At 70.1% G+C, this 21733-nt stretch carries 23 protein-coding genes; 14 read left to right on the plus strand and 9 right to left on the minus strand.

The annotated features are described in order from the left end of the window. Positions 1-30: 30 nt before the first annotated feature. The 3 genes from OHA61_RS30215 to OHA61_RS30225 form a co-directional block, all read right to left on the minus strand. Positions 31-1149: a hypothetical protein gene (locus OHA61_RS30215; RefSeq protein WP_406305685.1), complete on the minus strand. Its 1119-nt coding sequence runs from the start codon at positions 1147-1149 to the stop codon at positions 31-33. Positions 1150-1242: 93 nt separating this feature from the next. Next, complete coding sequence (locus tag OHA61_RS30220; RefSeq protein WP_406305686.1) at positions 1243-2010, minus strand: ABC transporter permease; 768 nt, start codon at positions 2008-2010, stop codon at positions 1243-1245. Next, positions 2010-2933 carry an ABC transporter ATP-binding protein gene (locus tag OHA61_RS30225; protein ID WP_406305687.1) on the minus strand — a complete coding sequence of 308 codons (924 nt, stop codon included), beginning with the start codon at positions 2931-2933 and terminating at the stop codon, positions 2010-2012. The genes OHA61_RS30220 and OHA61_RS30225 overlap by 1 nt, the downstream gene beginning before the upstream one ends. Positions 2934-3365: 432 nt before the next feature. Between OHA61_RS30225 and OHA61_RS30230 the strand changes: the two genes are divergently transcribed. The 9 genes from OHA61_RS30230 to OHA61_RS30270 all read left to right on the plus strand — a co-directional run bounded on the left by OHA61_RS30230 (position 3366) and on the right by OHA61_RS30270 (position 10348). Beyond that, complete coding sequence (locus tag OHA61_RS30230) at positions 3366-4106, plus strand: helix-turn-helix transcriptional regulator (protein ID WP_406305688.1); 741 nt, start codon at positions 3366-3368, stop codon at positions 4104-4106. Continuing rightward, positions 4103-5524, plus strand: coding sequence for a Fe-S cluster assembly protein SufB (sufB, locus tag OHA61_RS30235; protein ID WP_406305689.1), 1422 nt, complete (start codon positions 4103-4105; stop codon positions 5522-5524). The genes OHA61_RS30230 and sufB overlap by 4 nt, the downstream gene beginning before the upstream one ends. A 69-nt stretch (positions 5525-5593) precedes the next feature. Next, a complete protein-coding gene (sufD, locus tag OHA61_RS30240; RefSeq protein ID WP_361906907.1) occupies positions 5594-6775 on the plus strand; it encodes a Fe-S cluster assembly protein SufD in 1182 nt (393 codons plus the stop codon). Beyond that, positions 6775-7095, plus strand: a complete 321-nt coding sequence (locus OHA61_RS30245) for a non-heme iron oxygenase ferredoxin subunit (protein WP_266477649.1) — start codon at positions 6775-6777, stop codon at positions 7093-7095. The genes sufD and OHA61_RS30245 overlap by 1 nt, the downstream gene beginning before the upstream one ends. Positions 7096-7102: 7 nt before the next feature. Continuing rightward, on the plus strand, positions 7103-7867 hold the full coding sequence (gene sufC, locus OHA61_RS30250; RefSeq protein WP_406305690.1) for a Fe-S cluster assembly ATPase SufC: 765 nt from the start codon (positions 7103-7105) through the stop codon (positions 7865-7867). Then, positions 7864-9120: a cysteine desulfurase gene (locus tag OHA61_RS30255; protein WP_361906911.1), complete on the plus strand. Its 1257-nt coding sequence runs from the start codon at positions 7864-7866 to the stop codon at positions 9118-9120. The genes sufC and OHA61_RS30255 overlap by 4 nt, the downstream gene beginning before the upstream one ends. Before the next feature lie 11 nt (positions 9121-9131). Next, positions 9132-9587: a Fe-S cluster assembly sulfur transfer protein SufU gene (gene sufU / locus OHA61_RS30260; RefSeq protein ID WP_324990233.1), complete on the plus strand. Its 456-nt coding sequence runs from the start codon at positions 9132-9134 to the stop codon at positions 9585-9587. After that, positions 9584-9922 carry a metal-sulfur cluster assembly factor gene (locus tag OHA61_RS30265; RefSeq protein WP_266477654.1) on the plus strand — a complete coding sequence of 113 codons (339 nt, stop codon included), beginning with the start codon at positions 9584-9586 and terminating at the stop codon, positions 9920-9922. Before sufU ends, OHA61_RS30265 begins: the two co-directional genes overlap by 4 nt. 60 nt (positions 9923-9982) lie before the next feature. Next, positions 9983-10348: a VOC family protein gene (locus OHA61_RS30270; protein ID WP_406305691.1), complete on the plus strand. Its 366-nt coding sequence runs from the start codon at positions 9983-9985 to the stop codon at positions 10346-10348. A 173-nt stretch (positions 10349-10521) separates the two neighbouring features. Here OHA61_RS30270 and OHA61_RS30275 read toward each other — a convergent pair whose 3' ends face one another. The 3 genes from OHA61_RS30275 to OHA61_RS30285 form a co-directional block, all read right to left on the minus strand. Further along, positions 10522-11604 (minus strand): IS630 family transposase, encoded by a 1083-nt coding sequence (locus tag OHA61_RS30275; RefSeq protein WP_406307235.1) that lies wholly within the window; start codon positions 11602-11604, stop codon positions 10522-10524. 64 nt (positions 11605-11668) lie between these two features. Beyond that, positions 11669-12679, minus strand: coding sequence for an oxidoreductase (locus OHA61_RS30280; RefSeq protein WP_406305692.1), 1011 nt, complete (start codon positions 12677-12679; stop codon positions 11669-11671). A 151-nt stretch (positions 12680-12830) separates the two neighbouring features. Further along, positions 12831-13292, minus strand: coding sequence for a MarR family winged helix-turn-helix transcriptional regulator (locus tag OHA61_RS30285; protein ID WP_406305693.1), 462 nt, complete (start codon positions 13290-13292; stop codon positions 12831-12833). 113 nt (positions 13293-13405) lie between these two features. On the opposite strand from OHA61_RS30285, the gene OHA61_RS30290 reads away from it, so the two are divergent. From OHA61_RS30290 to dapD, 3 genes are all read left to right on the plus strand, one after another. After that, the gene (locus OHA61_RS30290) at positions 13406-13726 is read left to right on the plus strand and encodes a DMT family transporter (protein ID WP_406305694.1); all 321 of its coding nucleotides are present in this window, start codon (positions 13406-13408) and stop codon (positions 13724-13726) included. Further along, a complete protein-coding gene (locus OHA61_RS30295; protein WP_361906922.1) occupies positions 13726-14274 on the plus strand; it encodes a TetR family transcriptional regulator in 549 nt (182 codons plus the stop codon). The genes OHA61_RS30290 and OHA61_RS30295 overlap by 1 nt, the downstream gene beginning before the upstream one ends. Positions 14275-14342: 68 nt before the next feature. Beyond that, positions 14343-15332 carry a 2,3,4,5-tetrahydropyridine-2,6-dicarboxylate N-succinyltransferase gene (dapD, locus tag OHA61_RS30300; RefSeq protein WP_406305695.1) on the plus strand — a complete coding sequence of 330 codons (990 nt, stop codon included), beginning with the start codon at positions 14343-14345 and terminating at the stop codon, positions 15330-15332. A gap of 49 nt (positions 15333-15381) precedes the next feature. Here the strand turns inward: dapD and dapA are convergent, their stop codons facing one another. Further along, positions 15382-16269 (minus strand): 4-hydroxy-tetrahydrodipicolinate synthase, encoded by an 888-nt coding sequence (dapA, locus tag OHA61_RS30305; RefSeq protein ID WP_406305696.1) that lies wholly within the window; start codon positions 16267-16269, stop codon positions 15382-15384. Positions 16270-16458: 189 nt separating this feature from the next. Here dapA and OHA61_RS30310 point away from each other — a divergent pair, with 189 nt between their 5' ends. Then, positions 16459-17085: a DUF4232 domain-containing protein gene (locus tag OHA61_RS30310; protein ID WP_406305697.1), complete on the plus strand. Its 627-nt coding sequence runs from the start codon at positions 16459-16461 to the stop codon at positions 17083-17085. Positions 17086-17145: 60 nt separating this feature from the next. Here the strand turns inward: OHA61_RS30310 and OHA61_RS30315 are convergent, their stop codons facing one another. Further along, positions 17146-18981, minus strand: coding sequence for an endonuclease/exonuclease/phosphatase family protein (locus tag OHA61_RS30315; protein ID WP_406305698.1), 1836 nt, complete (start codon positions 18979-18981; stop codon positions 17146-17148). A 270-nt stretch (positions 18982-19251) separates the two neighbouring features. On the opposite strand from OHA61_RS30315, the gene OHA61_RS30320 reads away from it, so the two are divergent. Beyond that, positions 19252-20703, plus strand: a complete 1452-nt coding sequence (locus tag OHA61_RS30320) for a hypothetical protein (protein ID WP_406305699.1) — start codon at positions 19252-19254, stop codon at positions 20701-20703. Positions 20704-21269: 566 nt separating this feature from the next. Here the strand turns inward: OHA61_RS30320 and OHA61_RS30325 are convergent. Next, positions 21270-21722 carry a hypothetical protein gene (locus tag OHA61_RS30325; RefSeq protein WP_266477670.1) on the minus strand — a complete coding sequence of 151 codons (453 nt, stop codon included), beginning with the start codon at positions 21720-21722 and terminating at the stop codon, positions 21270-21272. Positions 21723-21733: the final 11 nt, after the last annotated feature.

A 21733-nucleotide genomic window follows, 5' to 3' on the forward strand; every position in this document is an offset into this window, starting at 1 on the left:
GGTCCGGGGGTGTCCCCCGGGAAAGCACAGTCACGAGGGGGGTGCCGGTGTGTGCGTCCGGCGGTAGCGGGAGCCGTCGAGGCGGTCCTCCTCCTCCCACCACACCGCGATCCGCCATGGCACCGACGGCGGCGGACGATCGGGCGAGTGCAAGAACGCATCCGTCAGCTCCGCCGCGACCGCCTCGGCGCTGCGGTCCGTCACCGCGTCCGTGCCGCGCCAGGGGTGCCGCATCGGGGTCCAGGACCCGTCGGCTCCGTCGCAGACGTCGAACCGCCACACCGCTCGCCAGGACCGCGCCCGCAGGATCCGCCGTACCTCCGTGCCGTCCAGCTGGAGACCCTCGGCGATCGCGTCCGGCTCGATGCCCTCGATACGCGCCGCCACCACCGCGAGGGGCAGCAGCCGCTGCGGAAGCAGCCCCTCCGAGCGCAGCCGCGTCAGCCCGCCCTCGAAGGGGCAGCGCCGCAGCCTGCGCTCCAACTGGTCGCTCAGATGCTCCAGCGCGGCCGCATGCGTCGGCTCGCCCGCGTCGGGGGCCGACCACAGGGCATGGAACTCACGCTCCGCCCGCACCGTCCAGGCCGCCGCGTCGGCCGGCTGCCCCAGCTCCTCGAGACGGTCGCCGAGGAAGACATGGGCCTGGGCCAGGCCCTCGCGGTTCCGCGGGTCGGTCCGGTCGAGGCGCTCCCAGACCTCGATGGCACGCAGCGTGGCGGCGAGAGCGGCGTGGCCGTCCGCGTGGTCTTCGGGGGAAGGCTGCTCGCCGTCCGGGTGGAAGGCGTACCGCGGCATGCCCAGCTCGTCGCTCAGCGGCTCGGCGAGATAGACGGCCTGGCTGATCAGTGCCCTGGCATACCAGCGGGCGTGCTCGTCGTCGTGCCCGGCGGGCTCCTCGCAGCGCCGGACCGCTTCGCGGATGGCCTTCACGGCCTCGGCGCGGCGGCCCGTGTCGAAGTGATGCCGGGCGAGATCGCCGTATCGCAGGCTGAGCCGCGCGGTGAGCGAGAGGTCGTCCTCGGCGTGCGGGGCGAGCGCCGCGATCAGATCCGTCAGCATGCGCTCACGTTCGCGGCGTGAGACGCCCGCCCTGCGGGACCTGACCTTGGTCCATTCCGCGTCCAGTCGCAGTGCGGCAGTCCGCTCCATCGACGCCTCCCACCGTGCGGATCTTGGCAGGCTCATACTGGCGCGTGAGTCAGTCCCGGCGGAAGACGCGTGAGTCGGCGGATGCCGCGTGAGCTACTCCCAGCGGAACAGCCGGGCGGCCGCCCCGAGTCCGAGCACCGCCCAGAGGGCGAGGATGCCCAGATCGCCCCACGGCACTCCCGCGCCGTGCTGGAGCACATCGCGCAGTCCGTCCGAGAGCGCCGAGATCGGCAGCAGCGCGAGCACCGACGCGACCGCGTCCGGGAACCTGTCCAGCGGCACGATCACCCCGCCGCCCACCAGGAGCAGCAGAAAGACCAGGTTGGCCGCGGCGAGCGTCGCCTCTGCCTTGAGCGTTCCTGCCATCAGCAGACCGAGGCCGGAGAAGGCGGCGGTACCGAGGACGAGGAGCAGCAGTACGGCGGAGGGGTTTCCGTGCGGCGACCAGCCGAGCCCGAAGGCGATGACCGTCAGCAGGACGATCTGCAGCACCTCGGTGACCAGTACGGAGAGGGTCTTCGCAGCCATCAAAGCCCAGCGGGGAAGCGGCGACGCTCCGAGCCTCTTGAGAACTCCGTACCGCCGCTCGAAGCCGGTCGCGATGGCCTGGCCGGTGAAGGCGGTGGACATCACGGCCAGCGCGAGGACCCCCGGTGCCAGGAAGTCGACGGGCTCGCCGCTGCCTGTGTCGACGACATCGACCGTCGAGAAGAGGACGAGCAGCAGCGACGGGATGATCACGGTGAGCAGCAGCTGCTCGCCGTTGCGCAGCAGCATCTTCGTCTCGAACGCGGCCTGCGCCGCGATCATCCGCCCGACCGGAGCGGCGCCGGGCCTTGGTGCGTACGTACCGGCGCTCATCAGCGCAGCTCCTTGCCGGTCAGTTCCAGGAAGACGTCTTCCAGGGTGTGGCGCTCGACCGAGATGCCGTCGGGCATCACGCCGTGCTGCGCGCACCAGGAGGTCACGGTCGCCAGCAGCTGCGGGTCGACCTGGCCGGTGATGCGGTACGCGCCCGGGGTGAGCTCGACCGCCTCCGTGCCGTCGGGCAGTGCCTTGAGCAGCGAGCCGACGTCGAGGCCGGGCCGCCCGGTGAAGCGCAGGGTGTTCTCGGCGCCGCCCCGGCAGAGCTGTTCCGGGCTGCCCTGGGCGATGACCTTGCCCGCGTCGATGATTGCGACATCGTCGGCGAGCTCTTCGGCCTCGTCCATGAAGTGCGTGGTCAGGACGGTGGATACGCCGTCCTGACGCAGTTCGCGCACGAGCTCCCAGGTGGAGCGCCGGGCCTGCGGGTCGAGCCCGGCGGTCGGCTCGTCGAGGAAGACCAGCTCGGGGCGGCCGACGACGGCCATGGCCAGGGCCAGGCGCTGCTGCTGGCCGCCGGAGAGGCGCCGGTAGGTGGTGCGGCCGCAGCTGCCGAGGCCGAGGCGCTCGATGAGCGCGTCCACGTCCAGCGGGTGGGCGTGGAGTTTCGCCATGTGGCGCAGCATCTCCTCCGCACGGGCGCCCGAGTACACGCCGCCGGACTGAAGCATCACGCCGATCCTCGGGCGCAGCTTCGCGGCGTCGGCGACAGGGTCGAGGCCGAGGACGCGCACTGTGCCCGCGTCGGCGCGGCGGTAGCCCTCGCAGGTCTCGACCGTGGTGGTCTTACCGGCTCCGTTGGGGCCGAGGACGGCGGTCACGGAGCCCCGGGGGACCTCGAGGTCGAGGCCGTTCACGGCCGTCTTGGATCCGTACCGCTTCACCAGGCCCCGGATCTGGACGACGGACTCGCTTCGCATGCGGAGGAGTCTAGGCGGGGGTGGAGGACCCCCGGGAGCGGGGGCCGAGACCCATGGGACGGCTGTGACGTGAATGGCCTGAACCGGCGCCGGCGCGTACGGATGTCCGGGCAGCGCCAGTGAACTGTCCACCACTTGGAGCATCGCGGGCGCGGCGGATCCCAGGCTGTGCCCGACCGCCCGGCAGGGCAGGTACGACGGCCGGCTCTACCTCGGATTCGTGGCAATTTCCGGCAAGACCCCGGTGAATTCGATCAAGGTCACCGATCGTTTCGATCTTGCAGGCTGAATTCGCGGGAATTGCCTGGTCAGAGACTGTCCGGCAGGAGCCGGGCGGGCTCTGTTCTTAGGTGACCCTTAGTGATGAAGCGCACCGGCTCACGCCTTGGACGGCAGTTGTCACGCTCAGAGGAATTACGCAACAATGGCGTTGTGAAAAACGTTGGCGAGGCTCCGCAGGAGGAACTCGCGACCGGTGAGCGCTCCACGCGCAACCGGGTCGCGCGCTCCATCCTGGATCACGGCCCGTCCACCGTGGCCGACCTCGCGGGACGCCTGGGCCTCACCCAGGCCGCCGTCCGCCGCCATCTCGACTCGCTCGTCCACGAGAACGTCATCGAAGCCCGTGAACAGCGCGTCTACGGCGCACGCACTCGCGGGCGGCCCGCGAAGGTGTTCGCCCTGACCGACTGCGGTCGGGACGCCTTCGACCAGTCGTACGACACGCTGGCCGTCGACGCGCTCCGCTGGATCGAGCGGACCGCAGGTGGAGGGGCAGCCGGCGAGGCGGCCGTGGCCGCCTTCGCCCGCGACCGGCTCGAAGCCCAGGCCGAGGCCTATCGCACGGCGGTCGACGCCGCTCCCCCCGAGGAGCGCACCGAAGCCCTGGCCAAGGCCTTGAGCGTCGACGGGTACGCTGCTACGGCGCGTAGCGCACCGGTCGGCGAACAGCTCTGCCAGCACCACTGCCCGGTCGCCCATGTCGCCGAGCAGTACCCCCAGCTGTGCGAGGCGGAGACCGAGGTCTTCTCCCGCCTCTTGGGAACCCATGTGCAGCGTCTGGCCACCATCGCCCACGGCGACGGCGTCTGCACCACGTTCATCCCGCACAGCGCCCCACAGACCACCACAGAATCAGCATCCACAAGCACGGCCGGGAGGAACCCCGCATGACTCTCCCCACGGAGACTGCCCACCCCGAACTCGAGGGCCTGGGCACGTACGAATTCGGCTGGGCCGACTCCGACGCGGCGGGTGCCGCTGCCAAGCGCGGCCTCTCCGAGGCAGTCGTCCGCGACATCTCGGCGAAGAAGAACGAGCCGGAGTGGATGCTGAAGCTGCGCCTGAAGGGCCTGCGGCTGTTCGGCAAGAAGCCCATGCCGAGCTGGGGCTCGGACCTGTCGGGCATCGACTTCGACAACATCAAGTACTTCGTGCGGTCCACGGAGAAGCAGGCGGAGTCCTGGGAGGACCTGCCCGAGGACATCAAGAACACCTACGACAAGCTCGGCATCCCGGAGGCGGAGAAGCAGCGCCTGGTCGCCGGCGTCGCCGCCCAGTACGAGTCCGAGGTCGTCTACCACCAGATCCGTGAGGACCTGGAGGAGCAGGGCGTCATCTTCCTCGACACGGACACCGCGCTGAAGCAGCACCCGGAGCTCTTCCAGGAGTACTTCGGCACCGTCATCCCGGTCGGCGACAACAAGTTCGCCTCGCTGAACTCCGCCGTCTGGTCCGGCGGCTCGTTCATCTACGTGCCGAAGGGTGTGCACGTCGACATCCCGCTGCAGGCCTACTTCCGTATCAACACGGAGAACATGGGCCAGTTCGAGCGGACGCTGATCATCGTCGACGAGGACGCCTACGTCCACTACGTCGAGGGCTGCACCGCCCCGATCTACTCCTCGGACTCGCTGCACAGCGCCGTCGTCGAGATCATCGTCAAGAAGGGCGGCCGCTGCCGCTACACGACGATCCAGAACTGGTCGAACAACGTCTACAACCTGGTCACCAAGCGCGCCGTGGCGTACGAGGGCGCGACCATGGAGTGGGTCGACGGCAACATCGGCTCCAAGGTCACCATGAAGTACCCGGCTGTCTACCTGATGGGCGAGCACGCCAAGGGCGAGACCCTGTCCATCGCCTTCGCGGGCGAGGGCCAGCACCAGGACGCCGGCGCCAAGATGGTCCACATGGCCCCGAACACCTCCTCCAACATCGTCTCCAAGTCGGTGGCGCGAGGCGGTGGCCGTACCTCCTACCGCGGTCTGATCGAGATCGGCGAGGGCGCGCCGGGCGCGAAGTCCAACGTGCTCTGTGACGCGCTGCTGGTCGACACGATCTCCCGCTCCGACACGTACCCCTACGTGGACGTGCGCGAGGACGACGTGTCCATGGGCCACGAGGCGACCGTCTCCAAGGTCTCCGAGGACCAGCTCTTCTACCTGATGAGCCGCGGCATGACGGAGTTCGAGGCGATGGCGATGATCGTGCGCGGCTTCGTCGAGCCGATCGCCAAGGAACTCCCCATGGAGTACGCGCTGGAGCTCAACCGGCTGATCGAGCTGCAGATGGAGGGGTCGGTCGGCTAGGTCCCGCCCGCCCTCCCCAGCAGCGACTGATTTCTTACGCAGAGGCAGAGAGAGAGCACGACGACAGCCATGGCTGAGGCTCAGAACATTCCGGCGGGGTCCACCACTGCCGGCTCGATCGCGGTGGCCGCCGAGTCGACCGTCGCCACCCGCATGAGTGCGCCGCCGTCCTTCGACGTGGCGGACTTCCCGGTCCCGCACGGCCGCGAGGAGGAGTGGCGTTTCACTCCGCTGGAGCGGCTGGCCGGTCTGCACGACGGCACCGCCGTCGCGAACGGCACCGGCGTCAAGGTCGACATCGACGCGCCCGAGGGCGTCGTCGTCGAGACCGTGGGCCGGGACGACGCGCGGCTCGGCAGGGCCGGCACCCCGGTGGACCGCGTGGCCGCCCAGGCGTACTCCTCCTTCGAGAAGGCCTCGGTCGTCACCGTGCCCAAGGAGACCGTGCTCACCGAGCCGGTCCGGATCGCCGTGCACGGCGAGGGCGGCACCGCCTTCGCCCACCAGGTCATCGAGCTCGGCGCCTTCGCCGAGGCCGTCGTGGTCATCGACCACACCGGCGACGCGGTCCTCGCCGCCAATGTCGACTACCTGCTCGGCGACGGCGCGAAGCTCACCGTCGTCTCCGTCCAGGACTGGGACGACAAAGCCGTCCACGTCTCCCAGCACAATGCGCTGGTCGGCCGGGACGCCTCGTTCAAGTCGATCGTGGTCACCTTCGGCGGCGATCTCGTACGGCTGCACCCGCGGGTCTCCTACGCGGGCACCGGCGGCGAGGCCGAGCTCCTCGGCCTCTACTTCACCGACGCCGGGCAGCACCAGGAGCACCGGCTCCTGGTCGACCACAACGCCCCGCACTGCCGCTCCAACGCCGCATACAAGGGCGCGCTGCAGGGCCAGGACGCTCACGCGGTGTGGATCGGCGACGTCCTCATCGAGGCGAAGGCCGAGGGCACGGACACCTACGAGATGAACCGCAACCTCGTCCTCACCGACGGCGCGCGCGTCGACTCCGTACCGAACCTGGAGATCGAGACCGGCGAGATCGTCGGCGCCGGTCACGCCTCCGCCACCGGCCGCTTCGACGACGAGCAGCTCTTCTACCTGCAGTCCCGTGGCATCCCCGCCGACGAGGCCCGCCGCCTCGTGGTCCGCGGCTTCTTCGCCGAGCTGGTCCAGAAGATCGGCCTGCCCGACGTCGAGGAGCGCCTGCTCGCCAAGATCGACGCGGAGCTGGAGGCGTCCGTCTGATGGCCGCCTTCGTCCGAGCCTGTGGGCTGAGCGAGCTGGAGGAGGACACCCCGAAGCGGGTGGAACTCGACGGCACGCCGATCTCGGTCGTCCGGACGGACGGCGAGGTCTTCGCCATCCACGACGTCTGCTCGCACGCGAATGTCTCGCTGTCCGAGGGCGAGGTGGAGGACTGCCAGATCGAGTGCTGGCTGCACGGCTCCAGCTTCGACCTCCGCACCGGCAAGCCGTCCGGCCTCCCCGCGACGCGCCCCGTCCCCGTATACCCCGTCAAGATCGAAGGGGACGATGTGCTCGTCTCCGTCACCCAGGAGTCCTGAGTCACCCATGGCAACGCTTGAAATCCGCGACCTGCACGTTTCCGTCGAGGCCGAGAACGGCCCCCGGGAGATCCTCAAGGGCGTCGACCTGATTGTGAAGCAGGGCGAGACCCACGCCATCATGGGCCCCAACGGCTCCGGCAAGTCGACCCTCGCCTACTCCATCGCGGGCCACCCCAAGTACACGATCACCAGTGGCACCGTGACCCTGGACGGCGAGGACGTCCTTGAGATGACCGTCGACGAGCGCGCCCGCGCCGGCATGTTCCTGGCCATGCAGTACCCGGTCGAGGTCCCCGGTGTCTCGGTCTCCAACTTCCTGCGTACGTCGGCGACGGCGATCCGCGGCGAGGCCCCCAAGCTGCGTACCTGGGTGAAGGAGGTCAAGTCCGCCATGGAGACGCTCCAGATGGACCCGGCCTTCGCCGAGCGCAATGTGAACGAGGGCTTCTCCGGCGGTGAGAAGAAGCGCCACGAGATCCTTCAGCTGGAGCTGCTCAAGCCGAAGATCGCCATCCTCGACGAGACCGACTCCGGTCTGGACGTCGACGCGCTGCGCCAGGTCTCCGAGGGCGTCAACCGCGTCCACGCGAGCGGTGAGGTCGGCACCCTGCTGATCACCCACTACACGCGCATCCTGCGCTACATCAAGCCCGACTTCGTGCACGTGTTCGCGAACGGTCGCATCGCCGAGTCCGGCGGCGCCGAGCTCGCCGACAAGCTCGAGGCCGAGGGCTACGAGGCATACACGAAGGGTGGCGTATCCGCGTGACACAGCTGCCGGGCCTCCTCGACACCGAGGCGATCCGCAAGGACTTCCCGATCCTGGACCGCTTGATCCACGACGGGAAGAAGCTCGTGTACCTGGACAACGCGGCGACGTCCCAGACGCCGCGCCAGGTGCTCGATGTGCTGAGCGAGTACTACGAACAGCACAATGCCAACGTCCACCGCGGTATCCACGTGCTCGCCGAGGAGGCCACGGCGCTGTACGAGGGTGCCCGCGACAAGGTCGCCGCCTTCATCAACGCGCCGAGCCGCGACGAGGTGATCTTCACCAAGAACGCCTCCGAGTCGCTCAATCTCGTGGCCAACATGCTCGGCTGGGCGGACGAGCCCTACCGCGTGGACCACGAGACCGAGATCGTCATCACGGAGATGGAGCACCACTCCAACATCGTCCCGTGGCAGCTGCTCGCGCAGCGCACCGGCGCGAAGCTGAAGTGGTTCGGCCTCACCGACGACGGCCGTCTCGACCTGTCCAACATCGACGAGATCATCACCGAGAAGACGAAGATCGTCTCCTTCACGCTGGTCTCCAACATCATGGGCACGGTCAACCCGGTCGAGGCGCTCGTGCGCCGAGCGCAGGACGTGGGCGCGCTGGTCCTGGTCGACGCCTCGCAGGCCGCGCCGCACATGCCGCTGGACGTACAGGCACTCGGCGCCGACTTCGTGGCCTTCACCGGTCACAAGATGTGCGGCCCGACGGGTATCGGCGTGCTGTGGGGCCGCCAGGAGCTGCTGGAGGACCTTCCGCCGTTCCTCGGCGGCGGCGAGATGATCGAGACCGTCTCGATGCACTCCTCCACCTACGCTCCCGCGCCGCACAAGTTCGAGGCCGGTACGCCCCCGATCGCCCAGGCCGTCGGCCTCGGCGCGGCCGTGGACTACCTCACCGCGATCGGCATGGACAAGATCGCCCAGCATGAGCACGCCCTCACCGAGTACGCGGTCAAGCGTCTCCTGGAGGTCCCCGACCTGCGGATCATCGGCCCCACCACGGCCGAGGAGCGCGGCGCGGCGATTTCCTTCACCCTGGGAGACATCCACCCGCACGACGTGGGCCAGGTTCTCGACGAGCAGGGCATCGCGGTCCGGGTCGGCCACCACTGCGCGCGGCCGGTCTGCCTGCGGTACGGAATTCCTGCGACCACGCGGGCGTCGTTCTATCTGTACTCCACGCCGGGCGAGGTCGATGCCTTGATCGACGGCTTGGAGCACGTCCGTAACTTCTTCGGATGAGGGACTGACGCGTGAAGCTGGATTCGATGTACCAGGAAGTCATCCTGGACCACTACAAGCACCCCCACGGGCGTGGTCTGCGCGATGGCGACGCCGAGGTGCACCACGTCAATCCGACGTGCGGTGACGAGATCACGCTCCGCGTGAAGTACGACGGGACTCGGATCGAGGACGTGTCGTACGAGGGCCAGGGCTGCTCGATCAGCCAGGCCTCCGCCTCCGTACTGAACGAGCTGCTGGTCGGCAAGGAGCTGGCCGAGGCGCAGAAGATCCAGGCGACCTTCCTGGAGCTGATGCAGTCCAAGGGCCAGATCGAGCCCGACGACGCGATGGAGGAGGTGCTGGAGGACGCGGTCGCGTTCGCCGGCGTCTCGAAGTACCCCGCCCGGGTGAAGTGTGCTCTGCTGAGCTGGATGGCGTGGAAGGACGCGACGGCGCAGGCGCTGTCCGAAGGGAAGACGGCATGACTGACAACGAGACCGCCACGATGAAGCCGGCTTCCGAGGAGGAGGTCCGCGAGGCGCTGTACGACGTCGTCGACCCCGAGCTGGGCATCGACGTCGTCAACCTCGGCCTGATCTACGGCATCCACATCGACGAGTCCAACATCGCCACCCTGGACATGACGCTGACGTCCGCGGCCTGCCCGCTGACCGATGTGATCGAGGACCAGGCGAAGGCGGCGACGGACGGCATCGTCAACGAGCTGAAGATCAACTGGGTCTGGATGCCGCCGTGGGGCCCGGACAAGATTACGGACGACGGGCGTGAGCAGCTGCGCGCGCTGGGCTTCAACGTCTGAGCCGGACTCTCCCGAGACAGATCCTCGAAACGGCCATGCCCGCCAGGCACACTGGCAGGCATGGCCGTTTCGCTGTACACCGTCGTCATCGACGCCCACGATCTGCCGGCGCTCGCCCGCTTCTGGAGCCAGGTCCTGGACTGGAAAGTGGTCTTCGAGGCCGAGGACGAGATCACCATCGGCGCCGACGAGTTCTCCCTGCCGGGGATCACCTTCGTGCCCGTCCCCGAGGGCAAGACCGTCAAGAACAGGCTGCACATCGACCTCACGCCCGACGACCAGGCCGCCGAGGTCGAGCGGATCATCGGGCTCGGGGCACGGCGGGCCGATGTCGGGCAGGGGCCGGAGGCGACCTGGGTGGTGCTCGCCGACCCCGAGGGCAATGAGTTCTGCGTACTGCGCCCGAAGAAGACCCTGCTCGACTAGGCCGTGTTTTAGAACTCCCGCCTGGCCCGCGACGCCTGGCACGCACACTCGCTGCGTTGTCGGAGTCATCCAAGTACGTCCAGTACGAGGATGATCCTCCGCCTTGCGATTGCACGCACCAGACGCCGCGAGCCCCGCCCTACGGGCGGACGGCGCTAGTTCTAAAACACGGCCTAGTCTTCTGAGTCGGGAATTCTGTTCAGATATGAGGCGAGGCGTTCGAGGATCTCGTCTGCGGTCTTCGTCCAGACGTAGGGCTTCGGGTCGGTGTTCCAGGCGGCGATCCAGTTGCGGATGTCCTTCTCCAGGGCCGGGACGGACTTGTGGACGCCTCGCCGTATCTGCTTGTTGGTGAGTTCGGCGAACCACCGCTCGACGAGGTTCAGCCAGGACGATCCTGTGGGTGTGAAGTGCAGGTGGAAGCGGGGGTGGGCCAGCAGCCATTTCTTGATGGCGGGCGTCTTGTGGGTGGCGTAGTTGTCGCAGACGAGGTGGACGTCCAGGCCGGCTGGCACCTCTTTGTCGAGCTTGGTCAGGAACTTCCTGAACTCCTCGGCCCGGTGCCGGCGGTGCAGGGAGCCGATTACCTTGCCGGTGGCGACCTCGAGAGCGGCAAAGAGTGTGGTGGTACCGGCGCGGACGTAGTCGTGGGTGGCCCGCTCGGGAACCCCGGGCATCATCGGCAGCACGGGCTGGGACCGGTCCAGGGCCTGGATCTGCGACTTCTCGTCCACGCAGAACACCAGAGCCCGTTCGGGCGGGTCCAGGTAGAGACCGACGACATCGTGGACCTTGTCGACGAAGTACGGATCGGTCGACAGCTTGAAGGTCTCCGACCGGTGCGGCTGCAGGCCGAAGGCCCGCCAGATCCGGGACACCGACGACTGCGAAAGGCCCATCTCTTTCGCCATGGCCCGTGTCGACCAGTGCGTCGCGTTCTTCGGAGTGGATTCCAGCGTCTTGGTGACCACCGCGGCCACCTGCTCGTCGGTCACCGTCCTGGGACCACCCGGACGTGGCATGTCACCCAGACCGGCGATCCGGTACTGCACGAACCGGGCACGCCACCGCCCCACCGCATGAGGCGTGGAACCGAGTTGGGCCGCCACGTCCTTGTTCGAGGCACCCGCGGCGCAGGCCAGAATGATCCGACACCGCAGTGCCCACGCCTGCGGCGTGGAACGACGCCGCACCCACCCCTCCAGCGCGGCCCGTTCCTCATCCGACAGCATCAACTCGGCCTTCGGCCGCCCCATCCCCGCCATAGAGCAAGCCTACACATCTGAACAGAATTCCTGACTCAGAAGACTAGGCGACGGCCTAGTACGCGGACGGCACGGCGGCGGCCTCGGCGAGGGTCGGGGCCAGGTTCTCCGTGCGGATGCGGCGGTCGATGTAGAGCAGGCTCGCGATCAGCTGCGGGAACGCGGCGACCACCACCTGCCCGATCAGCTGGCTCACCAGACTCAGCACGAGAGCTCCGCCGAGGTAGACCATGACCTGTGATCCGGTCGGGTCGGGGCCGAGGTCCGAGCCGATCGCGCCGGGGAGCATCTGGACGAGGCTGAGCGGCAGTTGGATGACATAGGCCGCGATACCCGCCATCACGCCGGTGAGCAGCGTGATGCCGAAGATCCGCCACCAGTCGCCGCGGACCAGCTTCGACGAGCGGCGCATCGCCGCGAGTGCGCCCTGGCCCTCGAAGACGGCGGCTGCCGGGGCGAGGGAGAACTTGACCCACAGCCAGACGGCTAGCGGCGCGGTCGCCATGGCGCCGACGAACGCCAGCGGGGGCACGATCAGCGGCCCCGTGCCCGAGGCCAGGAGCGCGATCATCAGGCCGACGAAAGCCGTGAGGAACAGGGCGAGCGGGATCACGGACACGAGGGCGATGAGGAACACCGTGCCGATCACGGCCGGTACGCGGGCCGCCGCCCGCCGCCAGACGACGCCGAACGTGGTCGGCCTGCCGAGCACCGCGTCCTGGAGGATCGCCGGAACGGAGGCGTACACCATCGCGGTGGCCAGCAGGAAGGTGATCGCGCCGATGCCCCAGACGGCGAGGAAGGCGAAGAGCAGCGGACGGATGTCGTCCCATACGGGAGGCTCGTCGCGCGTCGCGTCGTAGATCGCGCGCAGATGGTCGCCGACGATCGCGTACATGATCGCCAGTGCGACGCCGACGGCGACCGCCGCGGCGCCGTAGACGGTCGCGGCTATGCCGAACAGCTGCTTCCAGTAGCGACCGATCGTGCTGAAGGCGCCGCCGAGGATGTCGCCGAGACCGAGCGGGGCCAGCGGGATCACCCCGGGCCTGGGCGGCGGGGGCATCCAGCCGCCCCACCCCGGAGGCGGTCCGGGCGGAGGTGTGTTTCCGTATGCCACTGAGGTGTCTCCCGCGCGTCGTCGGCCCGGGCGCTGTGGGCCCCGGTGTGTTCTGCCTGGTCGGACGGGACACCGTAGCGGGGTGGGGCGGGCCGGGTCACCGTGCCCCCCGCTTCGCCTTTCTCGTCTCGGCGCTCGCCTCGCGCAGCGCTGGCGCCGCCTGCTCGAAGTAGCGGACCAGGACGCGCAGTTCGTCGGGGCTGAAGCCCGCGAAGACCTCGGCCATCCGGCGGCGGGCGGCGCCGAACGCCGCCTCGTCCTGTTCCGGGGTGAGGGGCACGGACTCGACCACGACCCGGCGGCGGTCGTTGGCGTCCGGGCCGCGGCGGACCCGGCCGGCCCGCTCCAGCCGGTCGACGAGCCGGGTGGTGGCGCTCTGCGAGAGGCCGATGCGCTCGGCGAGCCCGCCGGTGGTCAGGGGGCCCGCGAGCTCCAGTGTGCTGAGGGCGTACACGTCGGTGGGGTTCTGGCCGAGGGTCTCGGCGGCGGCCTGGCCGTTCAGGACGACGGCGGTCAGATAGGAGCGGTGGATGCGTGCGAGCTCGTCCTGGTCGGACATCGTCCGCCGCCTTTCGTCGGGTCTCGCCCTGCCGGTTGCTTGCGCCCGTACATATATATTGCCCGATCCGCCGATGTGTACGAGCGTACGCAACGATGTGTACCCTCGTACACATGGGATACGGACTGCTGGCCGCGGCGATCGCGGCGGAGGTGGCCGGGACGACGGCCATGAAGTACAGCGACGGCTTCACCAGGCTGTGGCCCTCGCTGCTCACGGTCGCGGGCTATCTGCTCGCCTTCACCCTGCTCGCGCAGACGCTCAAGAGCTTGTCGGTGGGCACCGCGTACGCGATCTGGGCAGGCGTCGGCACGGCCGCCGTCGCCGCGATCGGCATGCTCTTCCTGGGCGAGTCGACCAGCCTCGCCAAGCTCACCGGGATCGCCCTGGTGATCGTCGGGGTCGTGGTGCTCACCCTGGGAGGTGCGCACTGATGGCGCGGCGGTACGACCCCGAGCGGCGCGGACGCATCATCGACGCGGCGATCCGGGTGGTCGCCACGAACGGCATCGGGGGACTCAGCCACCGCACGGTCGCGGCCGAGGCGGATGTTCCGCTCGGCTCGACGACCTACCACTTCGCCTCCCTGGACGAGCTGATGGTCGCCGCGCTGCGCCGGACCAACGAGGGATTCGGGGCGGCGGTGCGGGACAGCGGCGCGCTCGCCGACCCCGGCGCCGATGTCGCCGAGGAACTCGCCCGGCTGATGGGGGAGTGGCTCGCCGGCGAGCGCACCGGTGTGGAGCTGGAGTACGAGCTCTATCTGGCGGCCCTGCGGCGGCCCGCGCTGCGGCCGGTCGCGGCGGAATGGTGCGAGGGCCTCGCCGAGATCCTGGCCCGGCGGACCGATCCGGTCACGGCGCGGGCGCTGGTGGCGCTGATGGACGGCATCTGTCTGCAGGTCCTGCTGACGGACACGCCGTACGAGGCCGAGTACGCGCGGGAGATGCTGGCAAGGATCATCGGGGCGCGGAGTGCCTGACGGCGGGCCCCCGACCGGGACGTGAGACCGGTTCGCACCCGCCCGCCCTCGCCGGTTAGGTTCTCCTCATGACCGACACCACTGCTCCTCGCACCACCGGCGCCGTCGCCGCCGGGCTCGCCACCCTCACCACCGACGGCACCGTACTCGACACCTGGTTCCCCGCCCCCGAGCTGTCGGCCGAGCCCGGCCCGGCCGGGACCGAGCGGCTGACCGCCGAGCGTGCCGTCGAGCTGCTCGGCGAGGGCGCTGCCAAGGCCATCGGCCCGGACGCCCGCCGTGGCGTCGAGGTCGTCGCCGTCCGTACGGTCATCGCCTCGCTCGAGGACAAGCCGCTGGACGCCCATGACGCATATCTGCGCCTGCACCTGCTGAGCCACCGGCTCGTCCAGCCGCACGGCCAGAACCTGGACGGCGTCTTCGGGCTGCTCGCCAACGTCGCCTGGACCTCGCTCGGCCCGGTCGCCGTCGACCAGGTCGAGGCCGTGCGTCTCAACGCCCGCGCCGAGGGCCTGCACCTCGCCGTGACCAGCTTCGACAAGTTTCCGCGGATGACGGACTACGTCGCGCCCAAGGGCGTGCGCATCGCCGACGCCGACCGCGTCCGCCTCGGCGCGCATCTCGCCGAGGGCACGACCGTCATGCACGAGGGCTTCGTGAACTTCAACGCTGGCACGCTCGGCACGTCGATGGTCGAGGGCCGCATCTCCGCGGGCGTCGTCGTCGGCGACGGCTCCGACATCGGCGGCGGCGCGTCCACCATGGGCACGCTCTCCGGCGGCGGCAACGTCCGGATCGTCATCGGCGAGCGCTGCCTGATCGGCGCCGAGGCGGGCGTCGGGATCGCACTCGGTGACGAGTGTGTGGTCGAGGCGGGGCTGTACGTCACGGCAGGGACCCGGGTCACGATGCCCGACGGCCAGATCGTCAAGGCACGCGAGCTCTCCGGCGCGAGCAACATCCTCTTCCGCCGGAACTCGGTCACCGGGTCGGTGGAGGCGCGTCCGAACAACGCGGTGTGGGGCGGGCTCAACGAGGTCCTGCACAGCCACAACTAGCCAGGGGCTCTGTCCGGGGGCTCCGGCCCCCGGACCTCCGGCTCCTTGGTCAAACGCCGGAGGAGCCGGTTTCCAGCTCCTCGTACGCCGCACGCAGCTTGTCGAGCGCCTCGCGCGCCGGGGGCCGCAGCGGTTCGCGGACCGGGCCCGCGTCCAGGAGGGCCTTCGCGGTCACCGTGCCCGGCAGGCCCGAGGCCATCATCAGTTCGGCCAGCGGGAGCGTGCGGCCGTTGAGGCGGGCGGCCTCGGCTGTGTCGCCCTTGTCGTACGCGTCGAGCACCGCGCGCATCCGGCGCGGTGCGACGTTCGCGACCGTGCTGACATAGCCGGCGGCGCCCACCGCGTACAGCGGCAGGTTCAGCTCCTCGCAGCCCGAGTAGTACGCCAGCGAGGTGCGGGTGATCACCTTGGCCGAGCCGAGCAGGTCGTACGCGCAGTCCTTGACGGCGACGATCCGCGGATGGCTCGCCAGCCGCAGCATCGTGTCGACCTCGATACGGGTGCCGGTGCGCCCGGGGATGTCGTACAGCATCACGGGGAGTTTCGTCGCGTCCGCGACCGTGCGGAAGTGCGCCTCGATCGCGTCCTGGGGCGGGCGGCTGTAGTACGGCGTGACCACCAACAGGCCGTCCGCGCCCGCCTGTTCGGCCGCGCGTGCCAGCTCGACCGTGTGCCGCGTGGACGCGCTGCCGACGCCCGCCACGACGGACGCGGTGTCACCGACCGCCTCGCGAACCGCGCGTACCAGCGCCGTCTTCTCGGCATCGGTCGTGGTCGGGGACTCGCCGGTGCTGCCGTTCAGGACCAGTCCGTCGCAGCCCTCGGCCACCAGATGGACCGCGTGGCGGGCGGCCGTCTCCAGGTCCAGCTCTCCGCTGGCGGTGAAGGGCGTGATCATCGCGCACAGCGCGCGGCCGAAAGGGCGTGAAAGGGTCATGTTCCGCAGTGTCGGCCCGCTGGATGGTGAAGGTCCACTTAGATCTGCTTGGGGTGAGGGGCAAGCAGAGCTGAAGAGTTGGCACTCGGCGGTCCGCCCGCACCACCTGAATGAGCAAGCACGGCACGGGCGTTCACCTCTGACATGATCGGGTGCCTGGTGAGGCAGACCGACATGGGGGCATGTGCTGTGAGACGGACCGGAGTGGCGGCGGCGGTTGCGATGGCGGCTGTGGTGCTGGGCGGCTGTACGAGTGAGAAGGAGCCGCCGAGGGGCCCGGCGGACCCCAGCTGGGAGTGGCGGGTGAAGGCCGACTCGCTGTCCGCGTCCCCCGGCCCCCAGTACGGTGCGCTGCCAGGGGCTCCGAGGCCCGGTGCGACGCCCACGCCGACGGCGTGCCCCGCCTCGGGTGTGGTGATCACCAGTGGTGAGGTGAACGCCGCGATGGGGCGCCGGGCCACCGTGATCACGTTGAGGAACTGCGGGCGAAGTGCGTATCACGTCAACGGCTATCCGCAGGTCGGAGCCCTGGACAAGGACCGCGAACCGCTCACACTGAAGATCACGCACGGGGAGGCGGACGCGGGCAGGGTCCGGGGCCCGGAGCCGATCACGCTCGCGCCCGGGAAGAGTGCGGTGTCCGTGCTGAACTGGACGAACCGCGTCACCTCCCTCGACCCGCCGAAGCCCGGCGCGTATCTGGTGATCGCGCCGTCCGCGGACGAGGAGAAGCAGACGCTGGCCTTCACGCTCGACATGGGCACCGCGGCCGAACTGGACGTCACGGCCTGGGCCGTTGACCCCGGCCAGGGCTGATGGCTGACCGGTCGCACGCCCGCGCCGGACTTCCGCGCGGGCGTGTGACCGGCCTACTGCCTACGGGCGGAAGCGCAGGACCTGCGGGTCGTGGTCGCTGTTCTGGTCCGCGAACTCGGCGTTGATGTGCACGCTGTCGTAACTGAAGTCGCCGATCGCCGGGCTGGTCAGGATCTGGTCCAGAGCCTGGCTGTTGCCCTGGAAGACGTACGAGTAACGCTGCGAGCGCGGCAGGGACTTGACCGCCGGGTACAGCGCTCCGCCGTCGGTCAGCGCCTTCGTCGTCGCCGAGAACTCGAAGTCGTTGATGTCGCCCAGGACCAGGACATCGGCGCGGCAGTCGGTCTTGATGATGTCCTTGACGAAGGTGTTCACGGCCTGCGCCTGCTGCAGGCGCTTGGCCTCGGAGGACCGGTTCGGCGGCTGGTGGTGCGAGACCAGGCTCTCGTCGCCGCCCTTCGAACCGAAGTGGTTGGCGATCACGAAGACCGTGCGGCCACGGAAGGTGAACTCACCGGCCAGCGGCTTGCGGCTGTTCTCCCAGGCGGTGTTCGCCGGGTCGATCCTGCCGGGGGAGAGCGTCAGGGCCGCGCGGCCCTTCTCCCCCTCGACGACGGCGGTCGCGGTCTTCGCGTCGCCGCCGGCACGGTCCGTGAAGGAGACCCGCTCGGGGTTGAAGAGGAAGACCTGGCGGATGTTGCCGCCGGGCTCGCCGCCGTCCTTGTTGTTCTCGGGGTCGATGCTGCGCCACTCGTACGCCGGGCCGCCGGCCGCCGAGATCGCCGCCGTGAACTTCTTCAGAGTCTCGCCCGCCGTGACGACGCCGGTGTTCTTGGCGCCGTTGTCGTCCTGGATCTCCTCCAGAGCGAGGATGTCGGGCGAGGCGAGGTTGTCGACCACGGCCGCCGCGAGCGCGTCGAACTTCTCCTGCGGGTCGCTCGGGTCGAGGTTCTCCACGTTGTACGTGGCGACCGCGAGCTCGCCGCGGCTCTGCTTGCGCGTCGACTCACGCTTCAGGCCCTGGTCGGTGACCGTGCCGAGCGTGCGCGCGGTGATGGTGTAGCCGCCGAACTGGTTGAAGTCCAGGGGGCCTTCGGTCGTGCCGGAGAGCACATCGCCGACGTTCGCCTTGGGGAAGGGCTTCTCGGCGAGCGGCGCCAGCTGCTGGATCTGGAGCCGGCCGGTGTTCTGCGCGGTGTACGAGCCGTAGAGCGTGCCGCCGCGGGGGGTGCGGTGCTCGGACGGCTTCACCGTCACCCACAGCTCGGCGTACGGGTCGGTGGCGCCGACCACGCGGGAGGTGCCGATGCGGACGTCGGTGCCCTCCAGGGACTCGTAGTAGTCCAGGGCGTACGTGTCGGGGTCGAGCGGGAGCGCGTTGATGCTGTTGCCCGCGGCGGCGTCGCCGGCGGGGGCGTACGCCGAGGGCACCGTCCGGGCGGAGACCGTGACCGGCGCGGGCAGCGCGTTGCCGGAGGAGACCACGGTGACCGCGGGCTTGGCGATCTGGGTGAGCGACTGGTTGCCGGAGTTCGTGCCACCGGGGATGTACTCGCCGACCGTGCCGGAGACGAGCACGCTGTCGCCGACCGCGACGGTCGGGGCGGAGCCCGTGTAGACGAAGACGCCCTCGCTGGTGGCCGGGTTGTCGTCGGCCTGCGGGTCCTGGAACCAGAAGCCCTTGGAGCCGTAGGTCCGCACGCCCGTGACGATTCCGGGGACCTCGGTCACCTGCTGGCCGGCCAGCGGGGATATCCGGGTGGCGCCCTGGATGTCATGGATCCGGACCCCGGCGGCGGCGGAAGCGGCGGAGGAGCCTGCGAGCAGGCCGGCGGCCAGCGCGACGGAGACGACGGCCGCGACGGCGGCGGTTCTCGGTACGACGGAGGAAGGCATCAAAGGTTCTCCGGATGTGAGGGATGAGGGGTGGTGCCAAAGTTCTACGCGCGTCAATCTCTTTGCTGAGCGGGGGAGTTGTCAAGAGTCGCCGGGTGTACGGGAGGGGACGGAACAGTGAACCCGGGCGCGGGCGGGTGGCGTCGGGGCCGGCCGCCCCGGGTCTTGGCCGCTGTCCCGCGCGCAGTGTCCGGGCGCGGCGAAACCCGGTGAAATACGTCTACGCTGGGTGCCGCCCGGACCCCGTATGCCCGCGAGGAGAAGCACCAGATGCCCGAAGACCGCCCCACCCTCCCGCCGGTTCGGCTGCACTCGGAAGCTGAGCTGGCGCGGGACGCGCTGGCCACGCCGCTGCTGACCAGGGCCGTTCGGCTCGCCCGCTGGACGGGGCCGGACACGCGGGTCGGCGCGGGTGGCGAACTCGTCGACGAGCAGTTGGCCGCGGCCGCAGAAGAGCTTGGCCTCGGGGCCGAGGACGACGGCCCCGCGTATGCCAGTGAGGCATGGCGGGCAGCCGTCGACACCGGGCTCGTCGAGGTCCAGGACCCCGCCGACGACGACGCCGAGCACGGCACGGCGACGGCGGGCGAGAACCTCGCGGTGATCACCTCGGGCTCGCCTCAGGACATCCTCGCGATCTGGCTGGACGCGCTGGAGGCCGTGCACGCCGATGCCGTCGCGCCGCTCCTCGACGACCTGGCCGACGCGATCCGCGAGGACGGCGAGATCGACTACGAGGCGCTGGACTGGGACCCGGACGCGGAGGCCGAATTCCTCGACGGGGTCCTCGGGAACCTGTATCTGCTGACCGTCACGGAGCACGGCGCGGGGGACGAGCCGGTGCCGCTGCCCGCGCTCGCCGCGTCGATGATCGTGCCCGACGACATGGGCGAGCCGACCGACGACGTCCTGGAGCAGGTGTCGGTGGCGATGATGCGTCTGGACGACCAGTTCCGGCTGTTCGAGCCGGTCGGCCTGGTCGAATACCGGCCCGTGGACGAGGCGTTGATGGCGGAGGAGGGCGAGGAGCCCGCACCGCCCGTGGACGACGAGGACGTCTCCCGGTACGGGCTGGTCAAGCTCACGCCGCTCGGGCTCTACGGCATCAGGGCGCGGATGCTGGAGGCGGGGATCGACGCGCCGGCGGTCGGGGAGCTGGCGGGCAAGGGCGCGGACGTGCTGCTCGACGGGCTCGCGCGCTACCCCGAACTGGCGGCGCGGGCCGAGACGGAGCAGTGGCTCGCCCGGCGTGAGCCCGCCGACTCGGCGCGCGATCTGCTGGCGGCGGCACGGGGCGCGGACGCGGGCGCCCCGCTGCGGCGGCTGCACTGCCAGCAGGCGCTGACCCTGGTCGGCCCGCAGGCCGAACCGGCGGTCCGGGCGGTCCTCGACGACGTGGAACTTGGCGGCCTGGCCCGGGTCTGGCTGGCGGAACGCGGCGCTTCGGGCGTGCCGGCGCCGCCGGAGTCGATGATCTTCTGGCTGGCCATCGACACGATCGCGGCGCAACTGGACGCGGCGGACGGGGACCTGGAGGAGCTCCAGGGCCTGGTCGAGGGCCTGGTGGGTCAGCACAGCGGCTTCTTCGACGCGGCGTGGCGGGTGGAGCACCCGGGGACGGCGGATGTGCTGGAGGCGATGGGGAGGCTGCACCCGGACAAGCGGGTGGCGAAGGAGGCACGCAAGGCGGCGTTCAAGGCGCGGTCGCGGTCGGGGGGTTGAGCTTTCCCCACCCCGCCCCTTCCCGTAACTGGGGGGCAAGCCCCCAGACTCCCGGGGGAGGGGACAGGGGGCTGACGCCCCCGGGCCCCGGTGGCGCGCACGCTTCGCGGCGCGATGCCAGGCCTTCGGGTGCCCGTACGGCCTTCGGCGTGCGCTACCCCCAACGTCCCGGTACGGCGTGCGATGGGGCAAGCTCTGAGCCCCGCGCCCCGGGGGGCGCGCTTCGCGGCGCGGTGGGGCTCCGCCCCAGACCCCCCGCATGCGACCTTCGGTGGGCGTGGCGCGGTGGGGCAAGCCCCGAGCCCGCGGGAGGCGCACGCTTCGCGGCGCGATGGGCGCAGGCCTCCAGGTCCCCGTGCGGCGCGTCGGGCGTGCGCCGTGTGCCCCCACGTCCCCGTACGGCTTCGGGCGTGCCCGGTGCCATGGGTGAGCCCGGAGCCACCGCGCCCCGAGGGCGTGCGGCGCGCGGTGGGGCTCCGGCCCGGACCCGTGGGCGATCACCGGCCGATCGCGGCGCGGGGTCCGGGGCGGAGCCCCGGTTCAGGCGGCGAACCGCCGGGGGAGCGTCAGCACTCGTACCGGGTCGTGTGCTTGAACGACGACGTCGCGCCCTCGAAGCCGTACGTACCCCGGTACGCCGGCGGGTTCTGGTACTCACCCACGATCGTGATCGTGTTCGCGCACGAGCCCTGGCCCGCCCGCTCCGCGTCCAGCCGGAGCTGGTCGCCGATCGTGCCCCCCGTGATGTTCCACGGGGCGCCGCAGATGCCGGAGGTGATCTGGCCGCCCGTCACCACGTGCGGGTAGGTGTTCGGGTTGTACTTCAGCTCGATCGCGAACGTCACCTGGCCGTTGTGCAGTTCCAGCTTCGCCGTCGCCTGGAGCGCCTCCGCGGAGACCTCCAGCGGCCTGGCGAACGCCTCGTCGCGCGTCTTGACCTCCGCGCCCTGCGGGTTGAGATAGCGGTGCTCGGCGTGAGCCTGCGCGCCGCCCTTCTGCTTGCGTGCCTGCGTGGTCATGGTGCCCCCTC

Origin of the sequence: Streptomyces sp. NBC_00885 (genome assembly GCF_045207475.1) — a bacterium.
In the GTDB taxonomy this organism is placed as follows: Bacteria; Actinomycetota; Actinomycetes; order Streptomycetales; family Streptomycetaceae; genus Streptomyces.